Source organism: Streptomyces sp. NPDC005262, assembly GCF_042872425.1.
In the GTDB taxonomy this organism is placed as follows: domain Bacteria; phylum Actinomycetota; class Actinomycetes; order Streptomycetales; family Streptomycetaceae; genus Streptomyces.
On sequence record NZ_JBIAKK010000002.1, the window covers coordinates 834,569 to 860,438 of the forward strand.

General features: G+C 71.4%; 19 protein-coding genes and 1 pseudogene. 5 read left to right on the forward strand and 15 right to left on the reverse strand.

Annotated elements, in window-relative coordinates; genetic code table 11:
• Positions 1 to 21: 21 nt before the first annotated feature.
• The 6 genes from ACFYP5_RS09005 to hrcA form a co-directional block, all read right to left on the reverse strand.
• Positions 22 to 3,264 (reverse strand): S41 family peptidase, encoded by a 3,243-nt coding sequence (locus ACFYP5_RS09005; RefSeq protein WP_389032463.1) that lies wholly within the window; start codon positions 3,262 to 3,264, stop codon positions 22 to 24.
• A gap of 79 nt (positions 3,265 to 3,343) precedes the next feature.
• Positions 3,344 to 3,796, reverse strand: a complete 453-nt coding sequence (locus ACFYP5_RS09010; RefSeq protein WP_389032466.1) for a hypothetical protein — start codon at positions 3,794 to 3,796, stop codon at positions 3,344 to 3,346.
• Between the two features lie 196 nt (positions 3,797 to 3,992).
• On the reverse strand, positions 3,993 to 4,739 hold the full coding sequence (locus tag ACFYP5_RS09015) for a 16S rRNA (uracil(1498)-N(3))-methyltransferase (RefSeq protein WP_389032468.1): 747 nt from the start codon (positions 4,737 to 4,739) through the stop codon (positions 3,993 to 3,995).
• Entirely contained in the window at positions 4,736 to 5,809 is a 1,074-nt protein-coding gene (locus ACFYP5_RS09020; protein ID WP_389032471.1) for a nitronate monooxygenase, read from the reverse strand. The genes ACFYP5_RS09015 and ACFYP5_RS09020 overlap by 4 nt, the downstream gene beginning before the upstream one ends.
• Positions 5,810 to 5,997: 188 nt before the next feature.
• A complete protein-coding gene (dnaJ, locus tag ACFYP5_RS09025) occupies positions 5,998 to 7,134 on the reverse strand; it encodes a molecular chaperone DnaJ (RefSeq protein WP_389032474.1) in 1,137 nt (378 codons plus the stop codon).
• Complete coding sequence (gene hrcA, locus ACFYP5_RS09030; RefSeq protein WP_267008107.1) at positions 7,135 to 8,151, reverse strand: heat-inducible transcriptional repressor HrcA; 1,017 nt, start codon at positions 8,149 to 8,151, stop codon at positions 7,135 to 7,137.
• 190 nt (positions 8,152 to 8,341) lie between these two features.
• On the opposite strand from hrcA, the gene ACFYP5_RS09035 reads away from it, so the two are divergent.
• Positions 8,342 to 9,064 (forward strand): MBL fold metallo-hydrolase, encoded by a 723-nt coding sequence (locus ACFYP5_RS09035; RefSeq protein ID WP_389032477.1) that lies wholly within the window; start codon positions 8,342 to 8,344, stop codon positions 9,062 to 9,064.
• Positions 9,065 to 9,089: 25 nt separating this feature from the next.
• A complete protein-coding gene (locus ACFYP5_RS09040) occupies positions 9,090 to 9,911 on the forward strand; it encodes a DUF3097 domain-containing protein (protein ID WP_389032480.1) in 822 nt (273 codons plus the stop codon).
• Positions 9,912 to 10,122: 211 nt separating this feature from the next.
• On the opposite strand, the gene hemW is transcribed toward ACFYP5_RS09040, so the two are convergent.
• The 4 genes from hemW to lepA form a co-directional block, all read right to left on the reverse strand.
• Positions 10,123 to 11,364, reverse strand: a complete 1,242-nt coding sequence (gene hemW / locus ACFYP5_RS09045) for a radical SAM family heme chaperone HemW (RefSeq protein WP_389032483.1) — start codon at positions 11,362 to 11,364, stop codon at positions 10,123 to 10,125.
• Positions 11,365 to 11,397: 33 nt separating this feature from the next.
• Positions 11,398 to 13,371, reverse strand: a complete 1,974-nt coding sequence (locus ACFYP5_RS09050) for a SpoIIE family protein phosphatase (protein ID WP_389032486.1) — start codon at positions 13,369 to 13,371, stop codon at positions 11,398 to 11,400.
• Between the two features lie 203 nt (positions 13,372 to 13,574).
• Positions 13,575 to 15,464 carry an AMP-dependent synthetase/ligase gene (locus tag ACFYP5_RS09055; RefSeq protein ID WP_389032488.1) on the reverse strand — a complete coding sequence of 630 codons (1,890 nt, stop codon included), beginning with the start codon at positions 15,462 to 15,464 and terminating at the stop codon, positions 13,575 to 13,577.
• Between the two features lie 314 nt (positions 15,465 to 15,778).
• The gene (gene lepA, locus ACFYP5_RS09060; RefSeq protein WP_389032490.1) at positions 15,779 to 17,653 is read right to left on the reverse strand and encodes a translation elongation factor 4; all 1,875 of its coding nucleotides are present in this window, start codon (positions 17,651 to 17,653) and stop codon (positions 15,779 to 15,781) included.
• A 215-nt stretch (positions 17,654 to 17,868) separates the two neighbouring features.
• Between lepA and rpsT the strand changes: the two genes are divergently transcribed.
• Positions 17,869 to 18,135, forward strand: coding sequence for a 30S ribosomal protein S20 (gene rpsT, locus ACFYP5_RS09065; RefSeq protein ID WP_326603674.1), 267 nt, complete (start codon positions 17,869 to 17,871; stop codon positions 18,133 to 18,135).
• Positions 18,136 to 18,358: 223 nt separating this feature from the next.
• On the opposite strand, the gene holA is transcribed toward rpsT, so the two are convergent.
• Positions 18,359 to 19,345: a DNA polymerase III subunit delta gene (gene holA, locus ACFYP5_RS09070; RefSeq protein WP_389032493.1), complete on the reverse strand. Its 987-nt coding sequence runs from the start codon at positions 19,343 to 19,345 to the stop codon at positions 18,359 to 18,361.
• An 82-nt stretch (positions 19,346 to 19,427) separates the two neighbouring features.
• On the opposite strand from holA, the gene ACFYP5_RS09075 reads away from it, so the two are divergent.
• A complete protein-coding gene (locus tag ACFYP5_RS09075; protein WP_030970176.1) occupies positions 19,428 to 19,673 on the forward strand; it encodes a hypothetical protein in 246 nt (81 codons plus the stop codon).
• 87 nt (positions 19,674 to 19,760) lie between these two features.
• On the opposite strand, the gene ACFYP5_RS09080 is transcribed toward ACFYP5_RS09075, so the two are convergent.
• Positions 19,761 to 20,645, reverse strand: a complete 885-nt coding sequence (locus ACFYP5_RS09080; RefSeq protein ID WP_389032496.1) for a YceI family protein — start codon at positions 20,643 to 20,645, stop codon at positions 19,761 to 19,763.
• A gap of 184 nt (positions 20,646 to 20,829) precedes the next feature.
• Positions 20,830 to 21,663: an arylamine N-acetyltransferase gene (locus tag ACFYP5_RS09085; RefSeq protein WP_389032499.1), complete on the reverse strand. Its 834-nt coding sequence runs from the start codon at positions 21,661 to 21,663 to the stop codon at positions 20,830 to 20,832.
• Between the two features lie 266 nt (positions 21,664 to 21,929).
• Here ACFYP5_RS09085 and ACFYP5_RS09090 point away from each other — a divergent pair.
• Positions 21,930 to 22,382, forward strand: a pseudogene (locus ACFYP5_RS09090) (pyridoxamine 5'-phosphate oxidase); the annotation flags it as partial.
• Positions 22,383 to 22,414: 32 nt separating this feature from the next.
• Here ACFYP5_RS09090 and ACFYP5_RS09095 read toward each other — a convergent pair.
• Together ACFYP5_RS09095 and ACFYP5_RS09100 are read right to left on the reverse strand one after the other, a co-directional pair.
• On the reverse strand, positions 22,415 to 24,994 hold the full coding sequence (locus ACFYP5_RS09095) for a ComEC/Rec2 family competence protein (RefSeq protein ID WP_389032998.1): 2,580 nt from the start codon (positions 24,992 to 24,994) through the stop codon (positions 22,415 to 22,417).
• Positions 24,995 to 24,999: 5 nt separating this feature from the next.
• Complete coding sequence (locus tag ACFYP5_RS09100) at positions 25,000 to 25,869, reverse strand: helix-hairpin-helix domain-containing protein (protein WP_389032502.1); 870 nt, start codon at positions 25,867 to 25,869, stop codon at positions 25,000 to 25,002.
• Position 25,870: the final 1 nt, after the last annotated feature.

Genomic DNA, 25,870 nt, shown 5'->3' on the forward strand with positions numbered 1-25,870 from the left:
CAGGGGAACGAGCCCCGCCTCCTACCCCGGCAGACCCGGTGCCGTCTTCGCCGGGCTCTCCGCGAGCCCCTCGAGCGCGATCCGGATCGCCGCGTCCAGCTGCGGATCCCGCCCCACCGCATGGTCCTGCGGAGTCATCACGACCTCCACATCGGGATCCACCCCATGGTTCTCCACACCCCAGCCGTACCCCTCCAGCCAGAACGCGTACTTGGGCTGTGTGACCAGCGTGCCGTCGACCAGCCGGTACCGGCTGTCGATGCCCACCACACCGCCCCACGTCCGCGTACCGACCACCGGCCCGATCCCGAGCGCCTTGATCGCCGCGTTCACGATGTCGCCGTCCGAGCCGGAGAACTCGTTCGCCACGGCCACCACCGGACCGCGCGGCGCGTCCCCGGGGTAGCTGTACGGCTGCATGCCACGCGGCAGGTCCCAGCCGACGATGCGGCGGGCCAGCTTCTCCACGACCAGCTGCGACGTGTGGCCGCCCCGGTTCTCGCGTACGTCCACCACCAGCCCTTCACGGGCCACTTCGACCCGCAGGTCCCGGTGCAGCTGGGCCCAGCCGGAGCCGACCATGTCGGGGACGTGGAGGTAGCCGAGGCGGCCGCCCGACTGCTCGTGCACGTACGCCCGTCGGTCCGCGACCCATGCGTGGTACCGCAGCGCCTCCTCGTCCGCGGTGGGCACGACGACGACATGACGCAGGTTGCCGCCGTCCGCCGGCTCGACGGTCAGCTCGACCGGCTTGCCCGCCGAACCGGTGAGCAGCGGTCCAGGTCCGGTCAGAGGGTCGATCTCCTGCCCGTCGACGGCCAGGATCGCGTCCCCGGCGCGGACCGCGACGCCGGGCGCGGCGAGCGGCGAGCGGGCCGCCGGGTCGGACGTCTCGGAGGGCAGGATCCGGTCGATGCGCCAATGACCGTCGTCCGTACGGGAGATGTCGGCCCCTAGCAGCCCCTGCCGGCTCGTGTCGTCGTGCCGGCCGCCCGGCGGCGTCACATACGCATGCGAGGTGCCGAGCTCCCCCTGCACCTCCCAGAGCAGGTCGACGAGGTCGTCATGGGTGGCGACCCGCGCCAGCACCGGCCGGTAGCGGTCGAGGACCCCGCCCCAGTCGACACCACCCATGTCGGGCCGCCAGAAGTTGTCGCGCATGATGCGGCCGGCCTCGTCGTACATCTGGCGCCACTCGGCGGCCGGTTCGACGGTCCGGCGGATCCGGGAGAGGTCGACGGTGTCGCTGCCGCCGTCGTGGTCGTCGTCGGAGCCCGCCGGGACCCGGCTGTCGGCGGGCACCACGCGCAGCTTGCCCCGGGTGTGCAGGACCAGCCGTCTGCCGTCGCCGCTGACGGCGAACCGGCTGACGTCGGAGGCGAGTTCGTCGCTGTGCAGCTTCTCCAGGTCGTACCGCTCCAGCACGGTCTCCGGCCCGCGGGAGTCCGGCGTCGCCCCTGCCGTTCCGAGCACGCCCGTCACCGGGTGCCGCAGCCACAGCAGTCCGTCCTTCGCCGCGCGCAGCGAGGAGTAGCGGGCGGCCTCGACGGGCAGCGGCACGATCCGGTCGGCGAGCCCTTCGAGGTCGATCCGGGTGACGGGCACCGCGGTGGGGTTGTCCTGGTCGCCGTCGCCGGAGTTCTTCTCCTTCTCGGTCGGGCGGCCGTGACGCTGCGGCCCGAACGGGGAGGGTGTGGTGGCGGCGAGCGTCAGCAGGTGGGGGCGGCAGGCGCCGACGAAGGCCAGGTCGAAGACGTGCGCGTCGTAGACCGGGTCGAAGGCCCGCTCGGAGAGGAAGGCGAGGTGCTTGCCGTCGACGGTGAACGCGGGGGCGTAGTCCCGGAAACGCAGCGGCGTGGCCTCGGACACCGACAGGTCGGCGAGGTGCGCGAGCTTGAGCTGGCTCAGCGGCTCGGGCCCGGGGTGGGACCACGCGAGCCATGCGGAGTCGGGCGAGAAGACGAGCCCGGAGGCGTCGCCGTGTTCGCTGCGGTCGACCTCGTGGACCTCGCCCCTCTCCCGCTCGACGATCAGGATCCGGCCGTCGTGCGAGGCGACGGCGAACCGGCTGCCGTCGGGGGCCGCCGTCAGGTCGAGCACCCTGCCGAGCCGGCCGGCTGCCAGTCGGTGCGGTGCGGTGCCAGGAGCGATTCCGGTGGCGGGTGCGCACTCGAGGGCGTCGTCGCCCTCCGCGTCGGTGACCCAGACGACGTGCTGATCGCCGTCGGCCTGGAAGGTACGGGGCAGTCTGGCCCGCACCCCGGGTTCGACGGCCAGTGCGCGGGCCGGGCCCTCGCGGTGGGTGACCCAGTGGACGGCGCCGCGTGTCCCGACGGCGCTGCCGCGGCCGGTACGGTCCGGGGACGCCGAGTCGAGGTGACTCCCGGCGTGCACGGGGTGCGGCTGGAGGTCGGCGCGCTGGCCGCCGAGGCGGATGTCGAGACGGCGGGGTCCGGCGCCTTCGAGGTCGTCGAGCAGCCACAGCTCGCCGGCCGAGGAGTAGCTGACGCGGGTGCCGTCGGTCGTCGCGTGGCGGGCGTAGAAGCCGTCGGTCTCGGTGTGCCGGCGCAGGTCGGAACCGTCGGGGAGCGAGGAGTAGAGCGCGCCGACGCCTTCGTGGTCGGAGAGGAAGGCGAGACGGTCGCCGACCCACATCGGGCATTCGATGTTGCCGTCGAGGCCCTCGTGGATCCGTACGAAGTCCGCGGCGCCGTCCGGTCCCCGGCCTTCCCCGGGTGCTTGCGCGAGCCACAACTTGCCTGCCGTGCCACCCCGGTAGCGCTTCCAGGTGGCGGCCTCACGCCCCATGGTGGCGGAGAGCAGCAGGACCCGTCCGCCGGGTCCGTACGCGAGGGAGCCGACCGGTCCGTACGGCAGGGTCCGGGCGGGCCCGCCGTCGACCGGGACGGCCCGGGCCCAGCTGCGGCGCAGCGACACCTGGCCCTGGGTGCTGATGACCAGGACGTCGCCTTCGGGGGTCCAACCGCGCACGGACGTCCGGGCGTCACCCCAGTAGGTCAGCCGCCTCGACGGGCCGCCGTCGACGGGCGCGAGGTGCACCTCGGGGGCACCGTCCCGGGTGGATGTCCAGGCGACGTGGGTGCCCTCGGGCGATATGCGCGGCTGGCTGACGGGCCGGTTGTCGGCGCTGACCCGCCAGGCCCGGCCGCCGTCGAGCGGCGCCAGCCAGACGTCGTCCTCAGCGGTGAAGGCGATCAATTCGCCCTGGACATGGGGGTACCGGAGATAGGCAGGCTGTGTCACATCGATCACCCTAGGCCGCGGTCGTGCTCCGGGGAACGGGGTTGGCCGGAGTCCGCCCACGCCTGCGTGTCGGACACACTCACTTGCCCCGGGGAGATTCGATCACTGTGACGGTCACGGTGACCGTCGGCCGGGCACCGCCGCCACCGCCGTTCCCGCCACTGCCGCCTCCACCCCCCGTCGGCGGTGTCACAGCGCCGGACGAGGGGGCGGCGTCGCAGTCGCCGAGCACATCGGCCGACAGGACGGTTCTGTCGCCGACCCTCCCGGTCAAGTCGCCCCGCACACAGAGCCCGTCGACCTCCTTCGTGACCTTGCCGGCGAGCGTGATGTCCTTGCCGCCCACGGTCCGGCCGCGGCAGTCGACCTGCGCCACCTGCCGCACGGACGCCGAGGGGGAGGGCGAGGACGGCGTCGCACCGACGCCCTCGACCTCGGCCGTGCAGTTCAGCCACCGCACATCGACCCCTTTGCCCTCCAGCGCCCCGGTGCCGGTCCGGTCCGTGGTCAGGGCGACGGACGCGGAGTTCATCCCGTCGATCGGCTCACAGGCGACGGCCCCCGCAACCGCCGCACCGACAAGGCACAGTACGGCCGGAATGCGACAGGTCCGGCCGCGCCCCCATGGACTTGATGCCCTCAATGTCCCCATACGTGAAAGCGTCCCACTACTTCCCCGCCGCGCGGTAGACCGCTTGCGGCCACACCGGACTTGCTGTACAGGGTGGTTACGCCCAGCGGCCGGTGCGTCCCAGCAGCAGCGCCGTCGCCGCGGTGCCCGCCGTGGAGGTGCGCAGCACGCTCCGGCCGAGCCGGCAGGTCCGGGCTCCGGCCTCGGCGAAGGCTGCCAACTCGCCCGGCGAGACACCGCCCTCGGGCCCCACGACCAGCATGATCTCGCCCCCGACCGGGAGTCCGACGGTGGCCAGCGGCTCGCTGTCGCACGCCCGCTCCTCGTGCAGGACGGCCGCGAAGTCCGCTGCGGCCAGAAGAGCGGCAACCTGTTTGGTCGTCATGGCGTCCGTCACCTCCGGGAACAGCACCCGGCGCGACTGCTTGCCCGCCTCGCGGGCCGTGCTCCGCCATTTCGTCAGGGACTTGAGGCCACGATCACCCTTCCATTGGGTGATGCAGCGCGAGGCTTGCCACGGCACGATCGCGTCGACGCCGGTCTCCGTGAGGGTCTCGACGGCGACCTCGCCGCGGTCGCCCTTGGGAAGCGCCTGGACCACGGTGATACGGGGCGCGGGCCGGAGCTCCGCGTGGACCGTGCCGAGGCCCGTCAGGACGAGCCGGTCCTTGCCCTCGGCGGCCTCCACGACGCCTTCCACCCACCGGCCGTGCCCGTCCGTCAGGACGACGTCCTCACCGGCGTGCAGCCGTTTCACCGATACAGCGTGCCGCCCCTCGGGCCCGTCCAGGACGAACCGGGGGCCGCTGGGGACCTGCTCGACAACGAAGACCGGTGCGGTCACTGCGTGCTCCTTGTGCTCACTGCCGCGCGCGCGGCATCCAGTTCTTCGGCGAGCAGTTCCGTCAGCCGGCCGGCCGGCAGCTCGCGTGCCATCCGGTGGCCCTGGCCCGCCCACAGGGCCATGCCCTGGGCGTCCCCGGCCTTGGCTGCGGCCTTCCGCAGCCCGCTGGTGACATGGTGCACCTGCGGGTAGGCGGCGGGTGCGTACGGCCCGTGCTCGCGCATGAAGCGGTTGACGAGACCGCGGGCCGGGCGCCCGGAGAACGCCCGGGTCAGCTCCGTCCGTGCGAACAACGGGTTGGTCAGCGCCTGCTTGTGCAGCAGATGGGCACCGGACTCGGGGCAGGCCAGGAAGGCCGTGCCGAGCTGCGCCGCCTCCGCGCCCGCCGCGACCACCGCCGCGATCTGGGCGCCACGCATGATGCCGCCCGCCGCGATGACCGGCACCTGGACGGTCTCCCGGACCTCGGCCACCAGGGAGAGCAGCCCGATGCCGGTGCCGTCGGTCTGCGGGTCGTCGCGGTAGGTGGACCGGTGGCCGCCCGCCTCGATGCCCTGGACGCAGACCGCGTCGGCGCCCGCCCACTGGGCGGTCTGCGCCTCCTCCGGCGTGGTGACCGTCACGACGGTGTACGTACCGACTCCGGCGAGCGCGTCGAACGTGTCGCGGGTGGGGCAGCCGAACGTGAAGGAGACCGCCGGAACCGGGTCCTCCACGAGGATGGCGAGCTTGGCCTCGTATCCGTCGTCGCCGCGCGAGTCCGGCTCGCCGAGCGGAGTCTCGTACCAGGCGGCCTCACCGGCCAGTTGCTGCCGGTACACCTCGACGGCGCTCGGGTCCGCGAGGTTCGGCTGCGGCATGAAGAGGTTGACGCCGAACGGCTGACCGGTCAGCCGGCGCAGCTGTTTGATCTCGTTGTACATGCCGTCCGCCGTCTTGTACCCGGCGGCGAGGAAACCGAGCCCGCCCGCTTCCGCGACGGCCGCGACCAGCTGTGGACAGGACACACCGCCCGCCATCGGGGCCTGCACGATCGGATACCGGCAGAGATCGGTCAACGCGGATGACATGACCGCATCGTGCCACGTCGCCTGCACCCTGCCGAATCAGCCATGAGGCGGCCGGAAAAATATCCGAGGCGGAAGCCGGAGGGGGATCCGAAAGGTGACCGGATGGGCCACCGCCATATGCGTACCGCCCGCCGGTCCAGGACCGGCGGGCGGTACGTTGCAGAATGCGGTGACGCGACGGACGGCGCTCAGCGGCCGTTGAACGCGTCCTTGAGCCGGGAGAACAACCCCTGCTGCCCCGGCTGGAACTGACCGGTGGGCCGCTCCTCGCCGCGCAGCTTCGCCAGCTCACGCAGCAGTCGCTCCTGCTCCGGGTCCAGCTTCGACGGGGTCATCACCTCGACGTGCACGATCAGATCGCCGCGCCCGCCACCACGCAGGTGGGTGATGCCGCGCCCGTGCAGCGGGACCGACTGACCGGACTGGGTGCCCGGACGGATGTCGACCTCCTCCAGGCCGTCGAGCGTCTCCAACGGCACCTTGGTGCCGAGCGCGCCCGCCGTCATGGGGATCGTGACGGTGCAGTGCAGATCGTCGCCGCGGCGCTGGAACACCGCGTGCGGCAGCTCGTGGATCTCGACATACAGGTCGCCGGCCGGACCGCCGCCGGGGCCGACCTCGCCCTCGCCCGCGAGCTGGATGCGGGTGCCGTTGTCGACACCGGCGGGAATCTTCACGGTGAGCGTGCGCCGCGAACGGATGCGGCCGTCACCGGCGCACTCCGGGCACGGTGTCGGCACGACCGTACCGAAGCCCTGGCACTGGGGGCAGGGCCGCGAGGTCATGACCTGGCCGAGGAACGACCGGGTGACCTGGGAGACCTCACCGCGACCGCGGCACATGTCACAGGTCTGGGCGGAGGTGCCGGGTGCGGCGCCCTCCCCGCTGCAGGTCGTACAGACGACGGCCGTGTCGACCTGGATGTCCTTGGTGGTGCCGAACGCGGCCTCAGCGAGATCGATCTCCAGCCGGATCATCGCGTCCTGGCCGCGCCGGGTGCGCGAACGGGGTCCGCGCTGCGACGCCGTACCGAAGAACGCGTCCATGATGTCGGAGAAGTTGCCGAAGCCACCCTGTCCGAATCCGCCCGCGCCACCGCCGCCGGAGGCGGACAGCGGGTCGCCGCCGAGGTCGTAGACCTGCTTCTTCTGCGGGTCCGACAACACCTCGTAGGCGGCGTTGATCTCCTTGAACCGCTCCTGGGTCTTCGGATCGGGGTTGACATCCGGATGCAGCTCGCGTGCGAGCCGCCGGAAGGCCTTCTTGATCTCGTCCTGAGATGCGTCGCGGCGCACGCCGAGTACGGCGTAGTAGTCCGTGGCCACTTACGACTCCGCCAGGATCTGTCCGACGTAACGTGCCACTGCGCGTACCGCTCCCATCGTTCCGGGGTAGTCCATGCGGGTCGGTCCGACCACGCCGAGTTTGGCGACTGCCTCGTCGCCCGAACCGTAGCCGACCGCGACGACGGACGTGGAGTTGAGCCCCTCGTGGGCGTTCTCGTGCCCGATACGTACGGTCATGCCCGAGTCCTTGGCCTCGCCGAGCAGCTTCAGCAGCACGACCTGCTCCTCCAACGCCTCCAGCACCGGCCGGATCATCAGGGGGAAGTCGTGCCCGAAGCGGGTGAGGTTGGAGGTGCCGCCGATCATCAGCCGCTCCTCCGTCTCCTCGACGAGGGTTTCGAGCAGGATCGAGAGCACGGTGGACACGGTTCCCCGGTCCTCGCTCTCGAAGGATTCCGGCAGATCCTGCACCAGCTGCGGGACATCCGAGAAACGGCGTCCGACGACCCGGCTGTTGAGCCGGGCCCGCAGGTCGGCGAGAGAAGTCTCACCGAACGGCGCGGGGCAGTCGATCATGCGCTGCTCGACCCGGCCGGTGTCCGTGATCAGCACGAGCATCAGCCGGGCGGGCGCCAGCGACAGCAGCTCCACATGCCGCACCGTCGACCGGGTCAGCGAGGGGTACTGCACGACGGCGACCTGCCGGGTCAGCTGCGCGAGCAGCCGTACGGTGCGGCCCACGACGTCGTCGAGGTCGACCGCGCCGTCGAGGAAGTTCTGAATGGCCCTGCGCTCCGGCGACGACAGGGGCTTGACCCCCGCGAGCTTGTCGACGAAGAGCCGGTAGCCCTTGTCCGTCGGGATACGCCCCGCGCTGGTGTGGGGCTGGGCGATGAAGCCCTCGTCCTCCAGCACTGCCATGTCGTTGCGGACCGTGGCCGGGGAGACCCCCAGCTTGTGCCGCTCGGTGAGCGCCTTGGAACCGACGGGCTCCTCGGTGCCGACATAGTCCTGGACGATGGCGCGCAGCACTTCGAGTCTGCGTTCGCTGAGCATGGCGCACACCTCCAGCTGTGTCACTCGGTGGATCCCGGTCGTTTTCGTCGTTCCTCGAAGGCCCTGGCACTCGATGCGTACGAGTGCCAGTAATCCCCCGCCAGTGTACGGCGGCCGGGTAGGGGCCTAGCAAGGGCGACCGGCCACGCTACCCCGAGACTGCGCAGGTCGTTGCCGATAGCGTCGCCGCATGGACGCCTCTTGGGAAGAGTTCGGCTGGGAGCGACTCGGCAACGGTGTGGGCCGACGGCGGCTTCCCGGGTGGGACGCGACGGTCGCACTGGTGGTCGGAGCGGACGGGGTGCTGCTCTTCGACACCGGATCGACGCTGCGCGAAGGCACGGAGGTCCGGGCCCAGGTGGAGGCTCTGATCGGCCGGAGGGTGACGCATATCGCACTCAGCCACCCCCACTTCGACCATGTGCTCGGCACCGCGGCCTTCGCCGGGGCCGAGGTGTACGGGGCGGTCGGAGTGACGGATCTCCTGGCCCGCGGAGCGGACGAGCTGCGTGCCGACGCCGTGCGCCACGGGGTGCCCGAGGAGGATGCGGCACAGTCGGCCGATGTGCTGGTGGCACCGCACCATCAGGTGCACGACGAGTGGACCCTCGACCTGGGCGGCGGCCGCCAGGTGCTGCTGGCGAACGTGGGCCCCGGCCACACCGGCCACGATCTCGCGGTCCTGGTGCCCGGCTCCCCCGCCGTCGTGCTCTGCGGCGACCTGGTCGAGGAGTCCGGCGAACCGCAGGCGGGCCCGGACGCGATCCCGTCGCGCTGGCCGGCCGCACTGGACCGGCTGCTGGCGCTGGGCGGCGAGGACGCGGTTTACGTCCCGGGGCACGGTGCGCTCGTGGACGCCTCGTTCGTACGTGCGCAACGTGACCAACTGTCCACCGCATTCGGCGTGTCGTGACCCGTTCCCGTCCTATCGTCGTCCGATGCGCAGCTACCACCCGGATCTGACCCCACCGTGGAAGAAGTCCGCCCCCGTCCCCGAGGTCCCCGCCGAGCCCGATCTGGTCGTGGAGGAGGTCTCCAGCGGCTTCTGCGGCGCCGTGATCCGCTGCGAGAAGACGGCTCAGGGCCCGACAGTGACCCTGGAGGACCGTTTCGGCAAGCACCGGGTGTTCCCGATGGAGCCTCGCGGCTTCCTGCTGGAGGGCCGGGTCGTCACCCTCGTACGCCCGTCGGCGCCCGGTCCCGTACGCCCCGCCCGCACGGCCTCCGGCTCGCTCGCGGTCCCCGGGGCGCGGGCACGCGTGGCACGGGCGGGCCGGATCTATGTCGAGGGCCGGCACGACGCGGAGCTGGTCGAACGGGTCTGGGGTGACGACCTGCGCATCGAGGGCGTGGTCGTCGAGTACCTGGAGGGCATCGACGACCTCCCGGCCATCGTCCGCGACTTCTCCCCCGGCCCGGACGCGCGACTGGGCGTCCTGGTCGACCACCTGGTCCCCGGCTCCAAGGAGTCGAGGATCGCGAGCGGGGTCACGGACGCGAACGTGCTGGTGGTGGGCCACCCCTACATCGACGTCTGGGAGGCGGTGAAGCCGTCGTCGGTCGGCATCGCGAGCTGGCCGGTGGTCCCGCGCGGCCAGGACTGGAAGACGGGCGTGTGCCGGTCGCTGGGCTGGCCTGAGAACACGGGTGCGGCGTGGCAGCGCATCCTCTCCAGGGTCCGCTCGTACCGGGACCTGGAGCCGGCGCTGCTGGGCCGGGTGGAGGAGCTGATCGACTTCGTGACGGCGCCGACGGGATAGACGGGCCGGTGTGCCTGCCGTGACCGGGCGCCTTCAGTCCGTCCGGGGTTCGCGGGCGGGGGTCCGGAGGTGGCGCGCCCGGTTTCGGTCGGGGTCTCCCCTGCTCGAGCGAAGCCGAGAACTCGGGGAGGACCGACGACAACGCGGCAGATGTGCGTTCCGTACCCCGCGCGCCCAGCAGGATCCGAACGAGCGGCCCTGGCCGTCCCGATCAGTCGACCAGGTCCCTGACCACCGCGTCCGCGAGCAGCCGACCTCGCAGGGTCAGCACCGCCCGCCCCTCCGCATAGGGCGCCTCCTCCAGCAACCCGTCCGCCACCGCCCGTCCCGCCGCAGCCAGTCCGGCGGGCGCCAGCAGCGACAGCGGACAGCCGTCGACCAGCCGCAGCTCCAGCAGGATCCGTTCGACACGACGGTCCTCGGCCGACAGGATCTCCCGCCCGGCCCCGGGCGACCGCCCTTCCGCCAGGGCCTGCGCGTACGCACCGGGATGCTTGACGTTCCACCACCGCACCCCGCCCACATGGCTGTGCGCGCCCGGCCCGGCCCCCCACCAGTCGGCGCCCCGCCAGTACAGCTCGTTGTGCAGGCACCGCCCCGCCGCCGTCCGGGCCCAGTTCGACACCTCGTACCAGGAGAAGCCCGCCGCGGCCATCGCCTCGTCGGCCATCAGGTAACGGTCGGCGTGGACGTCGTCGTCCGTCATCGGAACCTCGCCGCGCCGGATCCGCCGCGCCAGCTGCGTCCCCTCCTCGACGATCAGCGCGTAGGCGGACACGTGGTCCGGCCCCGCCCCGATCGCCGCGTCCAGCGAGGCCCGCCAGTCGTCGTCGGACTCTCCGGGGGTGCCGTAGATCAGGTCGAGGTTGACGTGCTCGAAGCCCGCAGCCCTCGCCTCCGCGACGCATGCCTCGGGCCGCCCCGGCGTATGCGTACGGTCGAGGATCTTCAGCACGTGCTGCCGAGCACTCTGCATCCCGAACGAGATCCGGTTGAAGCCGCCTTCCCGCAGCTCCGCCAGATAGGCCGGATCGACGGACTCCGGATTGGCCTCGGTCGTGATCTCCGCGTCGTCGGCGAGCCCGAACTCGTCCCGGATCGCCGCCAGCATCCGTACGAGATCCCCGGCGGCCAGCAACGTGGGCGTGCCGCCGCCGACGAACACCGTACGGACCGGCCGCGGGTCGTCGCCGAGCACCTTGCGGGCCTGCCGGACCTCGCCGATCAGGTGGGCGGCGTAGTTGTCCCGGGAGGCCAGCGCACCGCCGGAGCCGCGCAGCTCGGTCGCGGTGTACGTGTTGAAGTCGCAGTAGCCGCAGCGGGTCGCGCAGTACGGCACATGCAGGTAGAAGCCGAGCGGGCGGTCGACGGCGCCTTCCAGGGCATGGCGGGGCAGGGCCCCGTCGTCGGGCACGGGTTCACCATCGGGGAGTACGGAAGGCATACCGTCCATTGTCACTCGCCGCCGGACGTTCCCGGCCCACGTTCACTGGGCCTGCAGCACGACCAGCGCCAGATCGTCGTCCGGCGGCCGCTCTGCGAACTCGTGGACGGCCCGTTTGATCCGGTCCGCGATGCCTTCCGCGCTCAGCCCGGCGCAGCCGGCCAGCGCCTGGGCCAGACCGTCCCCGTCGTCGAACATCAGCGGCCCGGAGCGCCGCTCCGTCACGCCGTCCGTGACGCACAGCAGGCTGTCGCCCGGCGCCAGGTCGAAGCTCTGGCTCTCGTACGCGACGTCCTCGACGACCCCGAGCAGCACCTGCGGCTCGGCGGCGGGCCGCACCGTACCGTCCGGGCGCAGCAGCAGCGGCAGCGGATGGCCCGCACTGGCCAGCGTGCAACGCACGCCGCCGCCGGGCAGCGGCACCATCTCGCCGTAGAGCAGGGAGAGGAACCGGGGCTGCCCGCCGTCCGGCAGCTGCTGGCCGTCCTCCCGCAGATGCTGGCCGCCCTCCGTCAGGTGCTGCCCGCCCGCCGCGGCGACCATGAGGGCGGCGGCCTCGGCGGTCTCCATCGCGTCGTCGAGGAGCAGCCGGTTGAGCCGGTCGAGCACCTCGCCGACGCGGAAGCCCTCCCGGGCCAGCAACCGCAGCCAGGGCCGGGCGAGGCCGGTGACGACGGCGGCCTCGGGACCGCTGCCCTGCACATCGCCGAGGATGAAGCACCAGCGGTCGCCGGGACACGCGAAGATGTCGTAGAAGTCACCACCCACGACGCCGTCGTCACTGGGCTCGTACACCAGTGAGCTGGTGACTCCGGGGATGTCGGCGACCTTGCTGGGCAGCAGTCCGCGCTGCAGGATGCGGCTGATGGTGGCCTGCCGGGTGTAGGCACGGGCGGCGCCGACGGCCAGGCCGACACGGCGTACGAAGTCCTCTATCAGCGCGGTCACCCCGTCGGGGACGCGGGCGATGCCCTCCCGTCCCAGGAGTACGGCTCCGAGCGTGCGGCCGCCGGCGGTTATCCGATAGGCGAGCGCGGCCCCCGCACGGCCGTTGGAGCGCCCGTCGGCGCCCGGGCCGGCCCCTTCCTCGTCGGCCCCGGGCCACGGCATGGAGACGGGCCCGGTGCCCACCCGCTCCGGCAGCCGGATCGGGTCCTGCTCCAACATGGTGCGCAGCTGCCCGGTCTCGGCCTCGTCACGGTGCCAGACGCTCGCGAGCCGGGGGACGGCCGCGGGGCCGCCGTTCTCCGGTTCCAGCCAGATCGCGCACCAGTCGGCGAGTCTGGGCACAAGTAACTGTCCGGCGAGCGCCGCCACGATGTCCTCGTCGAGCTGGCCGGCAAGCAGGTCGGAGGCCTCGGCGAGGAACGAGAGCGCACCGCGGCCCGCCCAGTCCGCGTCGTCGCGCAGAGCGCGCCGGGCCGTGGGGGCGAGCAGCTCGGCGGTGCGCAGCCCGCTCCGGAGTTCCGGCTCCGCGGCCGCCTCGGGCAATGCGGTCCAGTCGTCGACGGGCAGCCGGGCCCAGACGGTCTTGAGGCCGGTGCGGTACGTGATGCCCCAACGCTCGGCGAGTGCGGCGACCACCTGCAGCCCGCGCCCGACCTCGGCCGGGTCGTCCGGGTCCGTCGCGGGCACCGGTTCGGGGCGTTCGCTGCGTACGGAACGGGCGGGGTGGTGGTCGGCGACCTCCAGCACGAGGGCTGCGGCCTCGTCGCCGGCGACCTCCTCCAGCCGGAAGAGCAGCTCGACGGTGGTTCCGGCGTGCACGACGGCGTTGGTGACGAGTTCATCGGCGACGATCACCGCGTCGTCGGCCAGCCGGTCGCTGAAGCCCACCGCCGCGGGCAGCCCGAGCCCGGTCCACTCGGCGAGGGCGGCCCGGACGAACCGGCGCGCGGCTGCCGGAGCGAGGAGATTCCCCGGCAGGCTCGTCCGGGCGACCGGCTGCGCGTCCGCCTGCCCGACGTGGTTACCGGGACGCTGAACGGTGTCCCGCTGCAAGGGAATGGGCCCCATGGCGCCGCTCCTGACCTGTTCTCGCACGGCCTGTGTGGCGCCGTGTGCCGCTGACGACACGGACAGAGTGACAGACCGACCCTCCCCAGAAGCACCGAGTTACCGAAGTGGGAGGAGAAGACACAGGAACGACGAGCGGGAACGGGCATCAGGAAGAGCGGTGCGGACGGGACAGCCCGCCCCGTCCGCACCATGGGCGGTGCCTACGCCTCGCGGGCGCCGACGTACATCTCGTCGATGAGGCCCTTGTACTCGCGCTCGACGACCGGCCGCTTGAGCTTGAGGCTCGGCGTCAGCTCGCCGTGCTCGACATCGAGGTCGCGCGGCAGGAGCCGGAACTGCTTGATGGTCTGCCAGCGCTGCAGCCCGCCGTTGAGCCGCTTCACATAGCCGTCGATGAGCTCCACGACCTTCGGGGACGCCACCACTTCGGCGTACGGCCTGCCTTCCAGCCCGTTCTCGGCGGCCCAGCCGAGGATGGTCGGCTCGTCGAGGGCGATCAGGGCGGTGCAGTAGTTACGGTCCGCGCCGTGCACCAGGATGTTGGAGACGAACGGGCACACCGCCTTGAACTGTCCCTCGACCTCCGCCGGAGCGACGTACTTGCCGCCCGACGTCTTGATCAGGTCCTTCTTGCGGTCGGTGATCCGCAGGTATCCGTCCACGGACAACTCGCCGATGTCGCCGCTGTGCAGCCAGCCGTCAGCCTCCAGCACCTCGGAGGTCTTCTCCGGCTGCCCGTGGTAGCCCTGCATGATGCCGGGGCCGCGCAGCATGATCTCGCCGTCGTCGGCGATCCGAACCTCGGTGCCGGGGAGCGGCTTGCCGACCGTACCGGTGCGGTAGGCCTCGCCCGGGTTGACGAAGGAGGCGGCGCTGGACTCCGTGAGCCCGTAGCCCTCCAGGATGTGGATGCCGGCGCCCGCGAAGAAGTAGCCGATGTCGGGGGCGAGCGCCGCGGAGCCGGATACGCAGGCGCGGAGCCGGCCGCCGAAGGCTTCACGGATCTTGGCGAAGACGAGGGCGTCGGCGACCTTGTGCTTGGCGCCGAGGCCGAACGGGACGGAGGCCGTGCCGGTGCGCCGGAAGTTGTCCTGGGACACCTTCGCGTACTCGCGGGCGACCCCGGCCGCCCACTGGAAGATCTTGTACTTGGCGCCGCCACCGGCCCGCGCCTTGGACGCGACCCCGTTGTAGACCTTTTCGAAGATACGCGGCACGGCGGCCATGTACGTCGGCTGGACCACCGGCAGATTCTCGATGATCTTGTCGATCCGGCCGTCGACTGCCGTGACATGGCCGACCTCGATCTGGCCCGAGGTGAGGACCTTGCCGAAGACGTGCGCGAGCGGCAGCCAGAGGTACTGGACGTCGTCCTGCGTGATCAGACCGGTCGACACGGTGGCCTTGGCCATGTACGACCAGTTGTCGTGCGGCAGCCGTACGCCCTTGGGGCGGCCGGTGGTGCCCGAGGTGTAGATCAGAGTGGCCAGCTGTTCGGCGGCGATCGCGTCGACCCGCTCCTTGACCGCGCCCGGGTTCTTCGCCAGGAGCTCGGCGCCGCGGGCCTCCAGGTCGGCCAGCGAGAGCACCCAGCCCTCGGGGTCGGCCGCGTCGGGCTCGACGCCGTCCGGGTCGATGACGACGACATGGGTGAGGTTCGGGAGGTCGGCGCGGCGCTCGCGGGCCTTGGCCAGCTGGCCGGCGTCCTCGGCGATCAGCACCCGGCTCTCGGAGTCGGCGAGGATGAACGACGATTCCTCGGCGTTGGTCGACGGGTAGATCGTGGTGGTCGCGGCGCCGGCGCACATCACACCGAGGTCGGCGAGGATCCACTCGACGCGGGTGGCGGAGGAGAGCGCGACCCGTTCCTCCGGCTCCACCCCCAGACCGATGAGCCCTGCGGCGATCGCGTACACGCGCTCCGCGGCCTGTGCCCAGCTCAGCGACTTCCATTCGTCGGCGCCCTGTCCGGTGGCCGAGGGGACCGGGTAGCGGTAGGCCTCCCCGTCCGGAGTGGCCGCAACGCGGTCGATGAAGAGGGTCGCCACGGAGGGCGGTCGGTTCTCGATCAGGGTCTGTGTGTCGCTCACGACATCCTCCGGGCCTGCGGCAGTGCTTCACGACCGGTTGTTTGGTTGCTGCGTGCTGCTGCTTGTTCCTGCTTACATGCGTCCGTCTGCGTGCTGATCCTGCGTGCGTGATTCCGCTTGTTTAACTCGCGAGTAACTACGAGTCGTGATCAGGGTAGAGCGCGCGCGTCCGCCGCGTAAGAGGCAATCGGACGCCGCTTCATAACGAACGGACCCCCACGCCGCAGGGTTCTGCGACGCAGGGGTCCGTTGGGGCTACCACCGAGTAGGGCAGCGTGGATCAAGCCGGGACAGAAGCGGAGATCCGGCGGGAACTACTTCTTGCCCTTGCTCTCCCCACCCGACTCGTCGGTGGACAGCACGGCGATGAAGGCCTCCTGCGGCACCTCCACATTGCCGACCATCTTCATCCGCTTCTTGCCTTCCTTCTGCTTCTCCAGCAGCTTCCGCTTACGGGAGATGTCACCGCCGTAGCACTTGGCGAGAACGTCCTTGCGGATGGCGCGGACCGTCTCACGGGCGATGACCCGGGAGCCGATGGCCGCCTGGATCGGCACCTCGAAGTTCTGCCGCGGGATGAGCTCACGCAGCTTGGCGACGAGCCGCACGCCGTACGCGTACGCCTTGTCCTTGTGCGTGACCGCGGAGAACGCGTCGACCTTGTCGCCGTGCAGCAGGATGTCGACCTTGACGAGCTGGGCGGACTGCTCCCCGGTGGGCTCGTAGTCGAGCGAGGCGTAGCCGCGGGTCTTGGACTTCAGCTGGTCGAAGAAGTCGAAGACGATCTCGGCGAGGGGCAGGGTGTACCGGATCTCGACCCGGTCCTCGGAGAGGTAGTCCATGCCGAGCAGGGTGCCGCGCCGGTTCTGGCAGAGCTCCATGATCGCGCCGATGAACTCGCTGGGAGCGAGGACGGTGGCACGTACGACCGGCTCGTGCACCTTGTCGATCTTGCCCTCGGGGAACTCGCTCGGGTTGGTGACGGTGTGCTCGCTGCCGTCCTCCATCTCGACGCGGTAAACCACGTTGGGGGCGGTGGCGATGAGCTCCAGACCGAACTCGCGCTCCAGACGCTCGCGGATCACGTCGAGGTGCAGCAGCCCGAGGAAGCCGACACGGAAGCCGAAGCCGAGGGCCGCGGAGGTCTCCGGCTCGTACACCAGGGCGGCGTCGTTGAGCTGGAGCTTGTCGAGGGCCTCGCGCAGGTCCGGGTAGTCGGAGCCGTCCAGCGGATACAGACCCGAGAACACCATCGGCTTGGGGTCCTTGTAACCACCGAGCGCCTCGGTCGCCCCCTTGCTCAGGGAGGTGATCGTGTCACCGACCTTGGACTGCCGGACGTCCTTCACACCGGTGATGATGTAGCCCACTTCGCCCACACCGAGGCCGTCGGCCGGGGTCATCTCCGGGGAGGAGACACCGATCTCCAGCAGCTCGTGGGTGGCGCCGGTGGACATCATCCTGATGCGCTCGCGCTTGTTGAGCTGGCCGTCGACGACACGGACGTACGTGACGACGCCGCGGTACGAGTCGTAGACCGAGTCGAAGATCATCGCGCGGGCCGGGGCATCGGCCTTGCCGATCGGCGCCGGGACGTCCCTGACCACCCGGTCCAGCAGGGCGTCCACGCCGACACCGGTCTTCGCGGAGACCTTGAGGACGTCCTCGGGCTGGCAGCCGATGAGATTGGCCAGCTCCTCGGAGAACTTCTCGGGCTGCGCGGCCGGCAGGTCGATCTTGTTGAGCACCGGAACGATGGTGAGGTCGTTCTCCATCGCCAGGTAGAGGTTGGCCAGCGTCTGGGCCTCGATGCCCTGCGCGGCGTCGACCAGCAGGACCGTGCCCTCGCAGGCGGCGAGCGAGCGGGAGACCTCGTAGGTGAAGTCCACGTGGCCCGGGGTGTCGATCATGTTGAGGACGTGGGTGCGCCCCTCGCCCTCGCCCGTGGTGGGCGCCCACGGCAGACGGACCGCCTGGGACTTGATGGTGATGCCGCGCTCGCGCTCGATGTCCATCCGGTCGAGGTACTGAGCGCGCATCTGCCGCTGGTCGACCACGCCCGTCAGCTGGAGCATCCGGTCGGCAAGGGTCGACTTGCCGTGGTCGATGTGAGCGATGATGCAGAAGTTGCGGATCAGCGCCGGGTCGGTACGGCTCGGCTCGGGCACGTTGGTAGGAGTCGCGGGCACGCAGGGTCCTGATTCTTGAGACGCCGAACGCCGTGTCTCGGGTCGATGTCGGGTCGGTCGGATCGATACGTAGCTTCCATCGTCCCACGGCTGCGGGGCAGAGACCGGTTTGGGCCGGTCGGAGCGCGGCTGGTACCGTTGACAGCTGTGCCTCGTGGCTCTTATGGGCAGCGGGGCGCACTTCGAAGATCCAACGAACCTGAAAAGGCTCTTTCGTGGCGAACATCAAGTCCCAGATCAAGCGGAACAAGACGAACGAGAAGGCGCGCCTGCGCAACAAGGCCGTCAAGTCCTCGCTCAAGACCGCGATCCGCAAGGCCCGTGAGGCTGCCGCAGCGGGCGACGTCGAGAAGGCCACCACGGCCGTTCGCGACGCTTCGCGCGCACTCGACAAGGCTGTCTCGAAGGGCGTCATCCACAAGAACGCCGCCGCCAACAAGAAGTCGGCGCTGTCCTCCAAGGTTGCCGCCCTCCAAGGCTGAGCTTTCTGATGTAACTGCCGGAACGGACCAGCGGGCCCTCTCTCCCGCCCCTGCCCGGCCCCCGCGCCGCACACCGAACCTGCGTTCGCCACGCGGGTGCGGCGCACCAAGCAAAAACCGAGGCCCCGGTCCGTCACCCTCCCCAGGGCGACGGACCAGGGCCTTCGGCATACCCGCTCAAGCTCAGCCGGTCACGACCGGCACCCACCTCGCCGTCCCACGGTCACCGGCCGTTCCGCGCCGCCCGTGCAACAGCGACGACGGCCTTCTCGAGGGCGTACTCGGGGTCGTCCCCGCCACCCTTCACCCCCGCGTCCGCATCCGCGACCGCCCGCAGCGCCAGCGCCACCCCGTCCGGCGTCCACCCCCGCATCTGCTGCCGCACCCGGTCGATCTTCCACGGCGGCATACCCAGCTCACGCGCAAGATCCGCGGGACGCCCCCCGCGTGCCGAGGACAGCTTGCCGATGGCCCGTACGCCCTGCGCGAGCGCACTGGTGATCAGCACGGGGGCCACCCCGGTCGACAGCGACCAGCGCAACGCCTCCAGCGCCTCCGCCGCCCGCCCCTCCACCGCCCGGTCGGCAACGGTGAAGCTGGACGCCTCCGCGCGACCGGTGTAATAGCGCCCGACCACCGCCTCGTCGATCGTGCCCTCGACATCCGCGACCAGCTGCGACACCGCACTCGCCAGCTCCCGCAGATCACTGCCGATGGAGTCGACGAGCGCCTGGCAGGCCTCGGGGCTGGCGGAACGCCCCAGCGCCCGGAACTCCGACCGTACGAACGAAAGCCGCTCAGCGGGCTTGGTCGTCTTCGGGCAGGCGACCTCCCGCGCACCCGCCTTGCGCGCCGCGTCCAGCAGCGCCTTGCCCTTGGCACCGCCCGCATGGAGCAGCACGAGCGTGATCTCCTCGACCGGCGCACCGAGGTACGCCTTGACGTCCTTCACCGTGTCGGCGGAGAGATCCTGCGCATTGCGCACGATCACCACCTTGCGCTCGGCGAAGAGCGAAGGGCTCGTCAGCTCGGCAAGAGTGCCCGGCTGGAGCTGGTCGGAGGTGAGGTCGCGGACGTCCGTGTCGGCGTCGGACGCACGGGCCGCCGCCACCACCTGCTGCACCGCACGGTCGAGGAGGAGGTCCTCCTGGCCCACGGCGAGCGTGAGAGGGGCGAGCGGATCGTCGGTGGAATTCCTTCTGGTGGCCATCGCCGTCCAGCATCCCACGCCCCACTGACAGCACCGCTCGACCGCCGTCCCCGCACCCGTCGCCGTACCGGAGAATGGGCAGGTGAGCGATGTGAGACATGTGCTGGTGCTGCCCGACCGCGATACGGCGGAGGAGGTGGCCGGAGAACTCGCCGACCGTTTCGGTGTCGCCGAGGAACCCCAGCTCGTACGCGACGCACTGGCCGGCGAGGACGACGCCGAGGACGCCCAGTGGCTGGTGGTCGTCGAGGACCCGGCCGGCCGGCTGGACTCCGCGGTGCTCGACGCATTCGCGGCGGAGTACGAGGGATGGCTGGAGGCGCCTTAGAGGACCTCACGGAGTGGGAACGCGAGCCGGGCGCCCAACTCGTGAGGTGCCTCAGCGGCGGCGCACCGGCCGCAGGCCGCCCCGGGCTCAGCTCTTGGGGACGATCTGGATGTCCATGTCGATGGCGATGCTGGGCCCGACGACGGCGATACCTCGGGCCAGCATGGTCTGCCAGGTCAGCGTGAAGTCCTCACGGTGCAGCTCTGTGGTGGCCCGGCACGCCGCCCGGGTCTCGCCCTCGAGGCCGTTGCCCAGGCCGAGGTACTGGGTGTCCAGCGTCACCGTACGGCTGACGCCGTGCAGGGTCAGCGCGCCGCTGACGCCCCACCGGCTGCCGCCCCGATGGACGAAGCGGTCGCTGTAGAACTCGAGCGTCGGGTAGCGGCCGACGTCGAGGAAGTCGCTGGAGCGCAGATGGTCGTCGCGCATCTGCACGTTCGTGTCGATCGATGCGGCATCGATGACGACGTGCATGGCGGAGTCCTCCATGCGGTCGGCGATCCGTACCGCACCGGCGAACGTGTTGAACCGGCCGTGGATCCGGGCCAGCCCGATGTGGCGGGCGGTGAACCCGATCTGCGTGTGGTTCGGCTCGATCTCCCAGTCACCTGGGGCGGGCAGCTGCGGGGGCGCGGAGACCTGGAGCATCACGTCGCCGAGGCTCGCGTGGCCGCTCTCGCCGACGGTGGCCGAACCATGGAACGGAGTAAAGCCCTCCGCCGTGACGGCCAGCCGGTACTCGCCCGCCGGGACGGTGGCGAGGACGTTCCCGTAGGGGTCCGTCTCGCCGCCGACGACCTTGCGGCCCGCGCTGTCCGTGACCACGAACTCGGCCTGCTGCACAGCCACGTTGACCGGATCGAGCACACGGCAGCTCAGCACTCCCGCTGTGTGTGGCACCGCGAGTCCGGCGAGCGGGCTGCCGCCCGCCGCGTGTGTCGCCTTCTTGCTTCCCAGCCAACGGCCGAGCATCTTCAGTACCCCCGGGGGAGATTCACCATGGGGCCTGACGGCTGGACATCGTTGTCGGAGCAGCGGCCCGCCGACGAGCATGCATTCGATCACCCTTGAGGCGTTCGAGGCAAACGGAGGGTCTGGACAGGGCTTGGGGGGAGGTGTTACCGAAGGTCCGAATTGAACGTTCCGCTTGTGTGCGTCAACCGTTCGGCCCTTGAATGCCCGCCTCGCGGACTGTGGGCAGCCGGTCGAGCCGCAGCCCGAAGTGCTCACGGTAGGCGGCGAGCACTTCGGCGTCGGTGGCCAGCGGAACTTCATGTCGCTCGCCACCCACCGTCGTGATGAGGGTGCGGCCGCTGAGGGTGATCCTGCCCATGCCGGTGAGCCGGGAGCAGACCAGTGACCGGGTGAAGTGCGAATCGGGCGAGGTGCGGTGGTACCAGGCGCCGGCCCGGAAGTCCGCGAGAGCCCGCGGCCGCGGATCGAGGCGGTACTGGGGCACCCCGTCACGCAGCACATCGAGATCGCCGGCCCCGGCACCGTCGGTGGCGTCGGGTGTCTCCCGGATCCGGTACGAACCCCGCGGGTCCTCCTGTTCCGTACGGTCGTCGAACACGAGCGGAAAATGGGCGTGGTCACCGAAGCCGACATCGGTGAGCCAGGGTCCGGTGCCGTCGTCGGTCTCGACGCGCAGCGCGAGATGGTCGTACGGAATTCCGAGTTGTCCGCCGTCCCCGTAGACGCGGCCCTGGAGCAGAGTGACGCCGAAACCGAGGGCCCGCAGCAAGGCAGCGAAGGCGCCGCCCAGTTCGTAGCAGAAGCCGCCCCGCCGGGCGCCCACCACCTTGTCCAGGAGCGCCTTCTCCTCCAGCACGATGTCTTCGCCGAGATGGATCGACAGGTTCTCGAAGGGCACGGTCGCGAGGTGCCGGACCTGCAGATCGCGCAGGGCAGTCGCGTCGGGGCGAGTGGGACGGACGGCGCCGATGCGGTCCAGATAGGCGTCGGCGGTCTGCGGCGATTGCGGGTCCATGGCCACAGTCTGTCCCGGTGCGCCGCCCCTGCGCCATGATCCGGTGGTCCTAGGACCGCCGCCCGAGGTGCGCGGTTGCGCGCACTGACCAACGGCTGTCCCGTAATCCCTGGCGGGCGCACGACGACAGCTACGGCAACTCGCCGCGTTGTCGGAACGCCCGAGTACGCCGGCGCGATGACGCCCCCTCCGCCTTGCGATGCACCGCATCCGACGCCACGTGCTGATCCACCAGGCATTACGGGACAGCCCTTGGCGTACGGAGCATGACGAATGCGGAGCCCGCACGCAGCCGGGAACAGCGCAAGCAGCATGTGCTGAACCGCTTGGAGAAGGACGACGACGCCTGGGTGACAACCGCTTCGGCGGACGGCGTGCCGACGCTGGTGCCGCCGTCGTTCGTGTGGCACCGGGGCATGCTCCTGATGGCCACTCGGCGCACCGACCCGACCGCGCACAATGTGACTCCGACCGGACAGGCCAGGATCAGCCTGGGCCACACGCGCGATGTGGTGCTCATCGACGCGACCGCCGAGGTCGTGGAGGGCGCGGAACTCTCCGCGGAATCGGGCGACGCCTTCGCGACGAAACTCGACTGGGACCCTCGTGGCCGCACACCCTGGGTGTACCTCCGCTGCACGCCGTACACCGTCAAGGGATGGCGGGAGGACAACGAGCTGACCGGGCGCGAGCTGGTGACGGACGGCAAGTGGCTGGTCCGACGCGAGTGCGGTCGGCAGCCGGACCGGGGTCATGAGCGTCCGATCGCCCGCAGCCCCGGCCCGGAACCCGTCACCGCGATCGCGCCGTCCAGGTCCGTCCGCAGCACCGCGGCTCCCCCGGCCCTGAGCGCCTCGACGGTACGGGCCGCCGGGTGCCCGTACGGGTTGTCCTTGCCCACGCTCACCAACGCGAGTCGCGGGTGGACACTGCGCAGCAACGCGGGGTCCTGGTGGGCGGAACCGTGATGGGCGACCTTGAGGACGTCCACCCGCGGCAGCGCCGGGTACTGACGCAACAACCCTTGCTGGGCCGGTGGTTCGAGATCTCCCAGGAGCAACAGGGTCAGCCCGCCGGTCCGGACGAACAGCGTGACACTCGCGTCGTTGGGCTCCTCCGGCACGGGGACCGCTGTGACACCGCCGACGGGCCACAGGACCCGCCAGTCGAGCGGACCGATGCGGCGCCGCTCTCCCGGGGCCGCCCGTATCAGAGGGACCCGTGCGGCGGCGGCCGTTCCGCGTACGAACGCGGCCTGGTCCGGTGGTTCGTCCAGACTCGTCGTCTGGATCGCGCCCACCGCTCTGCCCCGCAACACGCCAGGCAGGCCCCGGACATGATCCGCGTGGAAGTGCGTGAGCAGCAGCAGTGGCACCCGGGTGACGCCCAGGTCGTGCAGGCATCGGTCGGCGAGCCGCGGATCAGGGCCGGTGTCGATGACCACGCCTTCGCCGGCTCCCGCCGCCAGCACCATGGCGTCCCCCTGGCCCACGTCGCACATCGCGAACACCCAGTCCGGCGGTGGCCACCCCGTCAGCACCCGGGTCAGCGGCACCGGTCGCAGCACCGCCAGGACCAGCAGCAGCGCCGCGGCGGAACACACCCAGGGGTGGCGCGCGATGCGGCGGGCGGACAGCACCGCGAGCGCCGTGAGGACGGCGAGCAGCAACGCTCCCTGCCGGCCGTCGGGCCAGTCGACCTCCGCCCCGGGGAGATCCGCTCCGGTGCGGGCCACGGAGGCGATCCACCCGGCCGGCCACCCCGCGATCCCGGCGAGCAACTGAGCCACCGGCATGGCCACCGGCGCCAGGGCGAGCGCGGCGAACCCGAGGACGGTGGCCGGCGCCACCGCGAACTCGGCCAGCAGATTGCACGGAATCGCCACCAGACTGACCCGCGAGGCGAGCACCACGACGACCGGCGCGCACACCGCCTGCGCCGCGGCAGCGGCACCCAGCGCCTCCGCGAGCCGGGGCGGCACCCGGCGCCGCCGCAGCGCGGCACTCCATGACGGCGCGACGGTGAGCAGTGCGCCGGTGGCCAGGACGGAGAGCACGAAACCATAACTACGGGCCAGCCACGGGTCGTACAGCACGAGGAGCAGAACGGCGGCCGCCAGTGCGGGAATCAGCGATCGGCGGCGCCCCGTGCCGATGGCCAGCAGCGTGATCAGGCCGCAGGCCGCGGCCCGCAGCACACTCGGCTCCGGTCGGCAGACCAGGACGAAGGCGAGAGTGAGTCCCCCGCCGAGCAGCGCGGTCATCCGCAGCGACAGACCCAACCGAGGTGCCAGACCACGGCGTTCGACCCTGAGCGCGGTGCCGGGCGGCCCGATGAGCAGCACCAGCAGAATCGCCAGATTGGCGCCGGAGACGGCCATCAGGTGCGTGAGGTCCGCTGCCTGGAACGCATCGTGCAGTTCGGGGGTGACCCGTGAGGTGTCACCGACGACCAGCCCCGGCAACAGCGCACGTGCATCGGGCTCCAGCCCCTCGGTCGCCGTGCGCAGCCCGGCGCGCAGACCACCCGCCGCGCGCTGGAGGGAGGTAGGAGGCCCGATGACGCGTGGCGGGCCGTTGCCGTCCGGTCGCAGCACGGCGGCGTTGTGCTCCCCGCTGTACAGAGGCGGCGAGAGGTGGCCGCTCAGACGCAGCCGCGTGGAGGGCAACAGCCGCTGCCACTGCGCCGCCGAACGGTCGGGGGTCACGATCACCAGCACCGGGACACGGAGCCGGGTGACGGCACCGGCGGGCGCCGTCAGCCGGGTGATCTCGGCGTCCAGAAGAAGGGCGACCGGGGTGCTGTGGTCACCGCGGACCTGGGTCCGGGTCTGCCGTGCGTCGGACGTGACGGTCACCTCCGCCTCGACCTTCGCGAAGCGCTGCGCGAGACCGTGAACCGGCTGCTGCCGCAGGTACGCGCTGTGCAGCCCGGCGGCCGTCGCCCCCGCCGCCGCGCACAGCAGAACGGCGGCGGCCGCGGTGGCATGCAGCCGCCGCCTCCGTACGGCGCTCCGTCGGCGGTCGCGAGCGTCCCCCTCGCCGGCCGGCCGGGCGCTCGCGGCCCGGGCCGCCGATGCCCGTGCCACACTCAGGAGCGCCAGGCATGCGACGAGACAGACCGCTGTCCCCACGGCCGTCCAGCGCCCCGGCGCCCCCACGGCGAGGGCCGCGGCTGCCCAGGTCGCCAGTGCGGGCGGGACGAGCCGCAGGTCGACCGGGCCCTCCTGCTGCGGGTCGGAGACACCCAGCCGCCGGCCCGACACCGTATGGACGTCCTGATGGGTGTGCGGGTGGAGGTCCGGACGGTCTTCCGGTCGCGGGTCCTCCATGCGGCTCATGGCCGCACCAGCGGTTGAAGGTCGGCGAACCGGCGGTCACCGATCCCGTTGACCTCACGGAGTTCGCCGACGGACCGGAAACCGCCGTGCTGCGTGCGGTAGTCGACGATGTGCTGGGCGAGAACGGGGCCGACCCCGGGCAGGGTGTCCAGCTGTTCCACCGTCGCGCTGTTGAGGCTGACCGGCCCGGTCGTGGGGCCGGCACCGGCGCCCGCGGCAGCCCCTCCCGCGGCAGCCCCTCCTGCGGCGCCGAAGGCCTGCGGTCCGGGTGGCGCTCCCACCACGACCTGCTCCCCGTCCATGAGCACCCGTGCCCGGTTGAGCCCGGTGAGATCCACGCCGGTCCGGACTCCGCCCGCCGCCCGCAGCGCGTCGGCGACCCGCGCACCGGACGGTAAGCGGTAGATGCCCGGCCGGCGCACCTTGCCGCTCACATCGACGACGATCCGTCCGCCCGGTCCTCCGGCGGGAGGCGGTCCGGGTGACGGATCAGGGGTGCGGGCCAGATCCGCGCCCGGATCCATGCGCGGGTCCGATTCCGGGGCATGCGCGCCCTCGCTGACCGGATCGGGGGCGCGGACGGACTGCGGGCGTGCGGACCAGAAGTGGGCGACGGCGAAGACCGCAGCAGCGACCAGGACGACGGCGAGCGCGGCGAGGGTTCTCGGCTCCAGACCGCACCTGAGCTGCAACCACATCGGGAGCCGCTCCCGCGCCGCCGGCAGCAGCCGCTCCCACCGCCCTGGCGTGGCCGGAGCCGTCGTCACCGCCTGCGCGTCCCCCTCTGCGGGAGCCGGCTGCGGTACCGGGGGCGGCGCAAGGCCCACCCCCGGCCGGGCGACGCGTCCCCCGTAGGCACCGGTCATG

What these genes read in the sequence shown, in the direction of transcription:
- ACFYP5_RS09020 (WP_389032471.1), bottom strand. Translation starts at nt 5,809, where the DNA reads ATGTCATCCGCGTTGACCGATCTCTGCCGGTATCCGATCGTGCAGGCC.
- hemW (WP_389032483.1), bottom strand. Translation starts at nt 11,364, where the DNA reads ATGGACGGTATGCCTTCCGTACTCCCCGATGGTGAACCCGTGCCCGAC.
- ACFYP5_RS09035 (WP_389032477.1), top strand. Translation starts at nt 8,342, where the DNA reads ATGGACGCCTCTTGGGAAGAGTTCGGCTGGGAGCGACTCGGCAACGGT.
- ACFYP5_RS09095 (WP_389032998.1), bottom strand. Translation starts at nt 24,994, where the DNA reads ATGGAGGACCCGCGACCGGAAGACCGTCCGGACCTCCACCCGCACACC.
- ACFYP5_RS09040 (WP_389032480.1), top strand. Translation starts at nt 9,090, where the DNA reads ATGCGCAGCTACCACCCGGATCTGACCCCACCGTGGAAGAAGTCCGCC.
- holA (WP_389032493.1), bottom strand. Translation starts at nt 19,345, where the DNA reads ATGGCCACCAGAAGGAATTCCACCGACGATCCGCTCGCCCCTCTCACG.
- ACFYP5_RS09010 (WP_389032466.1), bottom strand. Translation starts at nt 3,796, where the DNA reads ATGAACTCCGCGTCCGTCGCCCTGACCACGGACCGGACCGGCACCGGG.
- ACFYP5_RS09080 (WP_389032496.1), bottom strand. Translation starts at nt 20,645, where the DNA reads ATGCTCGGCCGTTGGCTGGGAAGCAAGAAGGCGACACACGCGGCGGGC.
- ACFYP5_RS09050 (WP_389032486.1), bottom strand. Translation starts at nt 13,371, where the DNA reads ATGGGGCCCATTCCCTTGCAGCGGGACACCGTTCAGCGTCCCGGTAAC.
- ACFYP5_RS09100 (WP_389032502.1), bottom strand. Translation starts at nt 25,869, where the DNA reads ATGACCGGTGCCTACGGGGGACGCGTCGCCCGGCCGGGGGTGGGCCTT.
- hrcA (WP_267008107.1), bottom strand. Translation starts at nt 8,151, where the DNA reads ATGCTCAGCGAACGCAGACTCGAAGTGCTGCGCGCCATCGTCCAGGAC.
- ACFYP5_RS09085 (WP_389032499.1), bottom strand. Translation starts at nt 21,663, where the DNA reads ATGGACCCGCAATCGCCGCAGACCGCCGACGCCTATCTGGACCGCATC.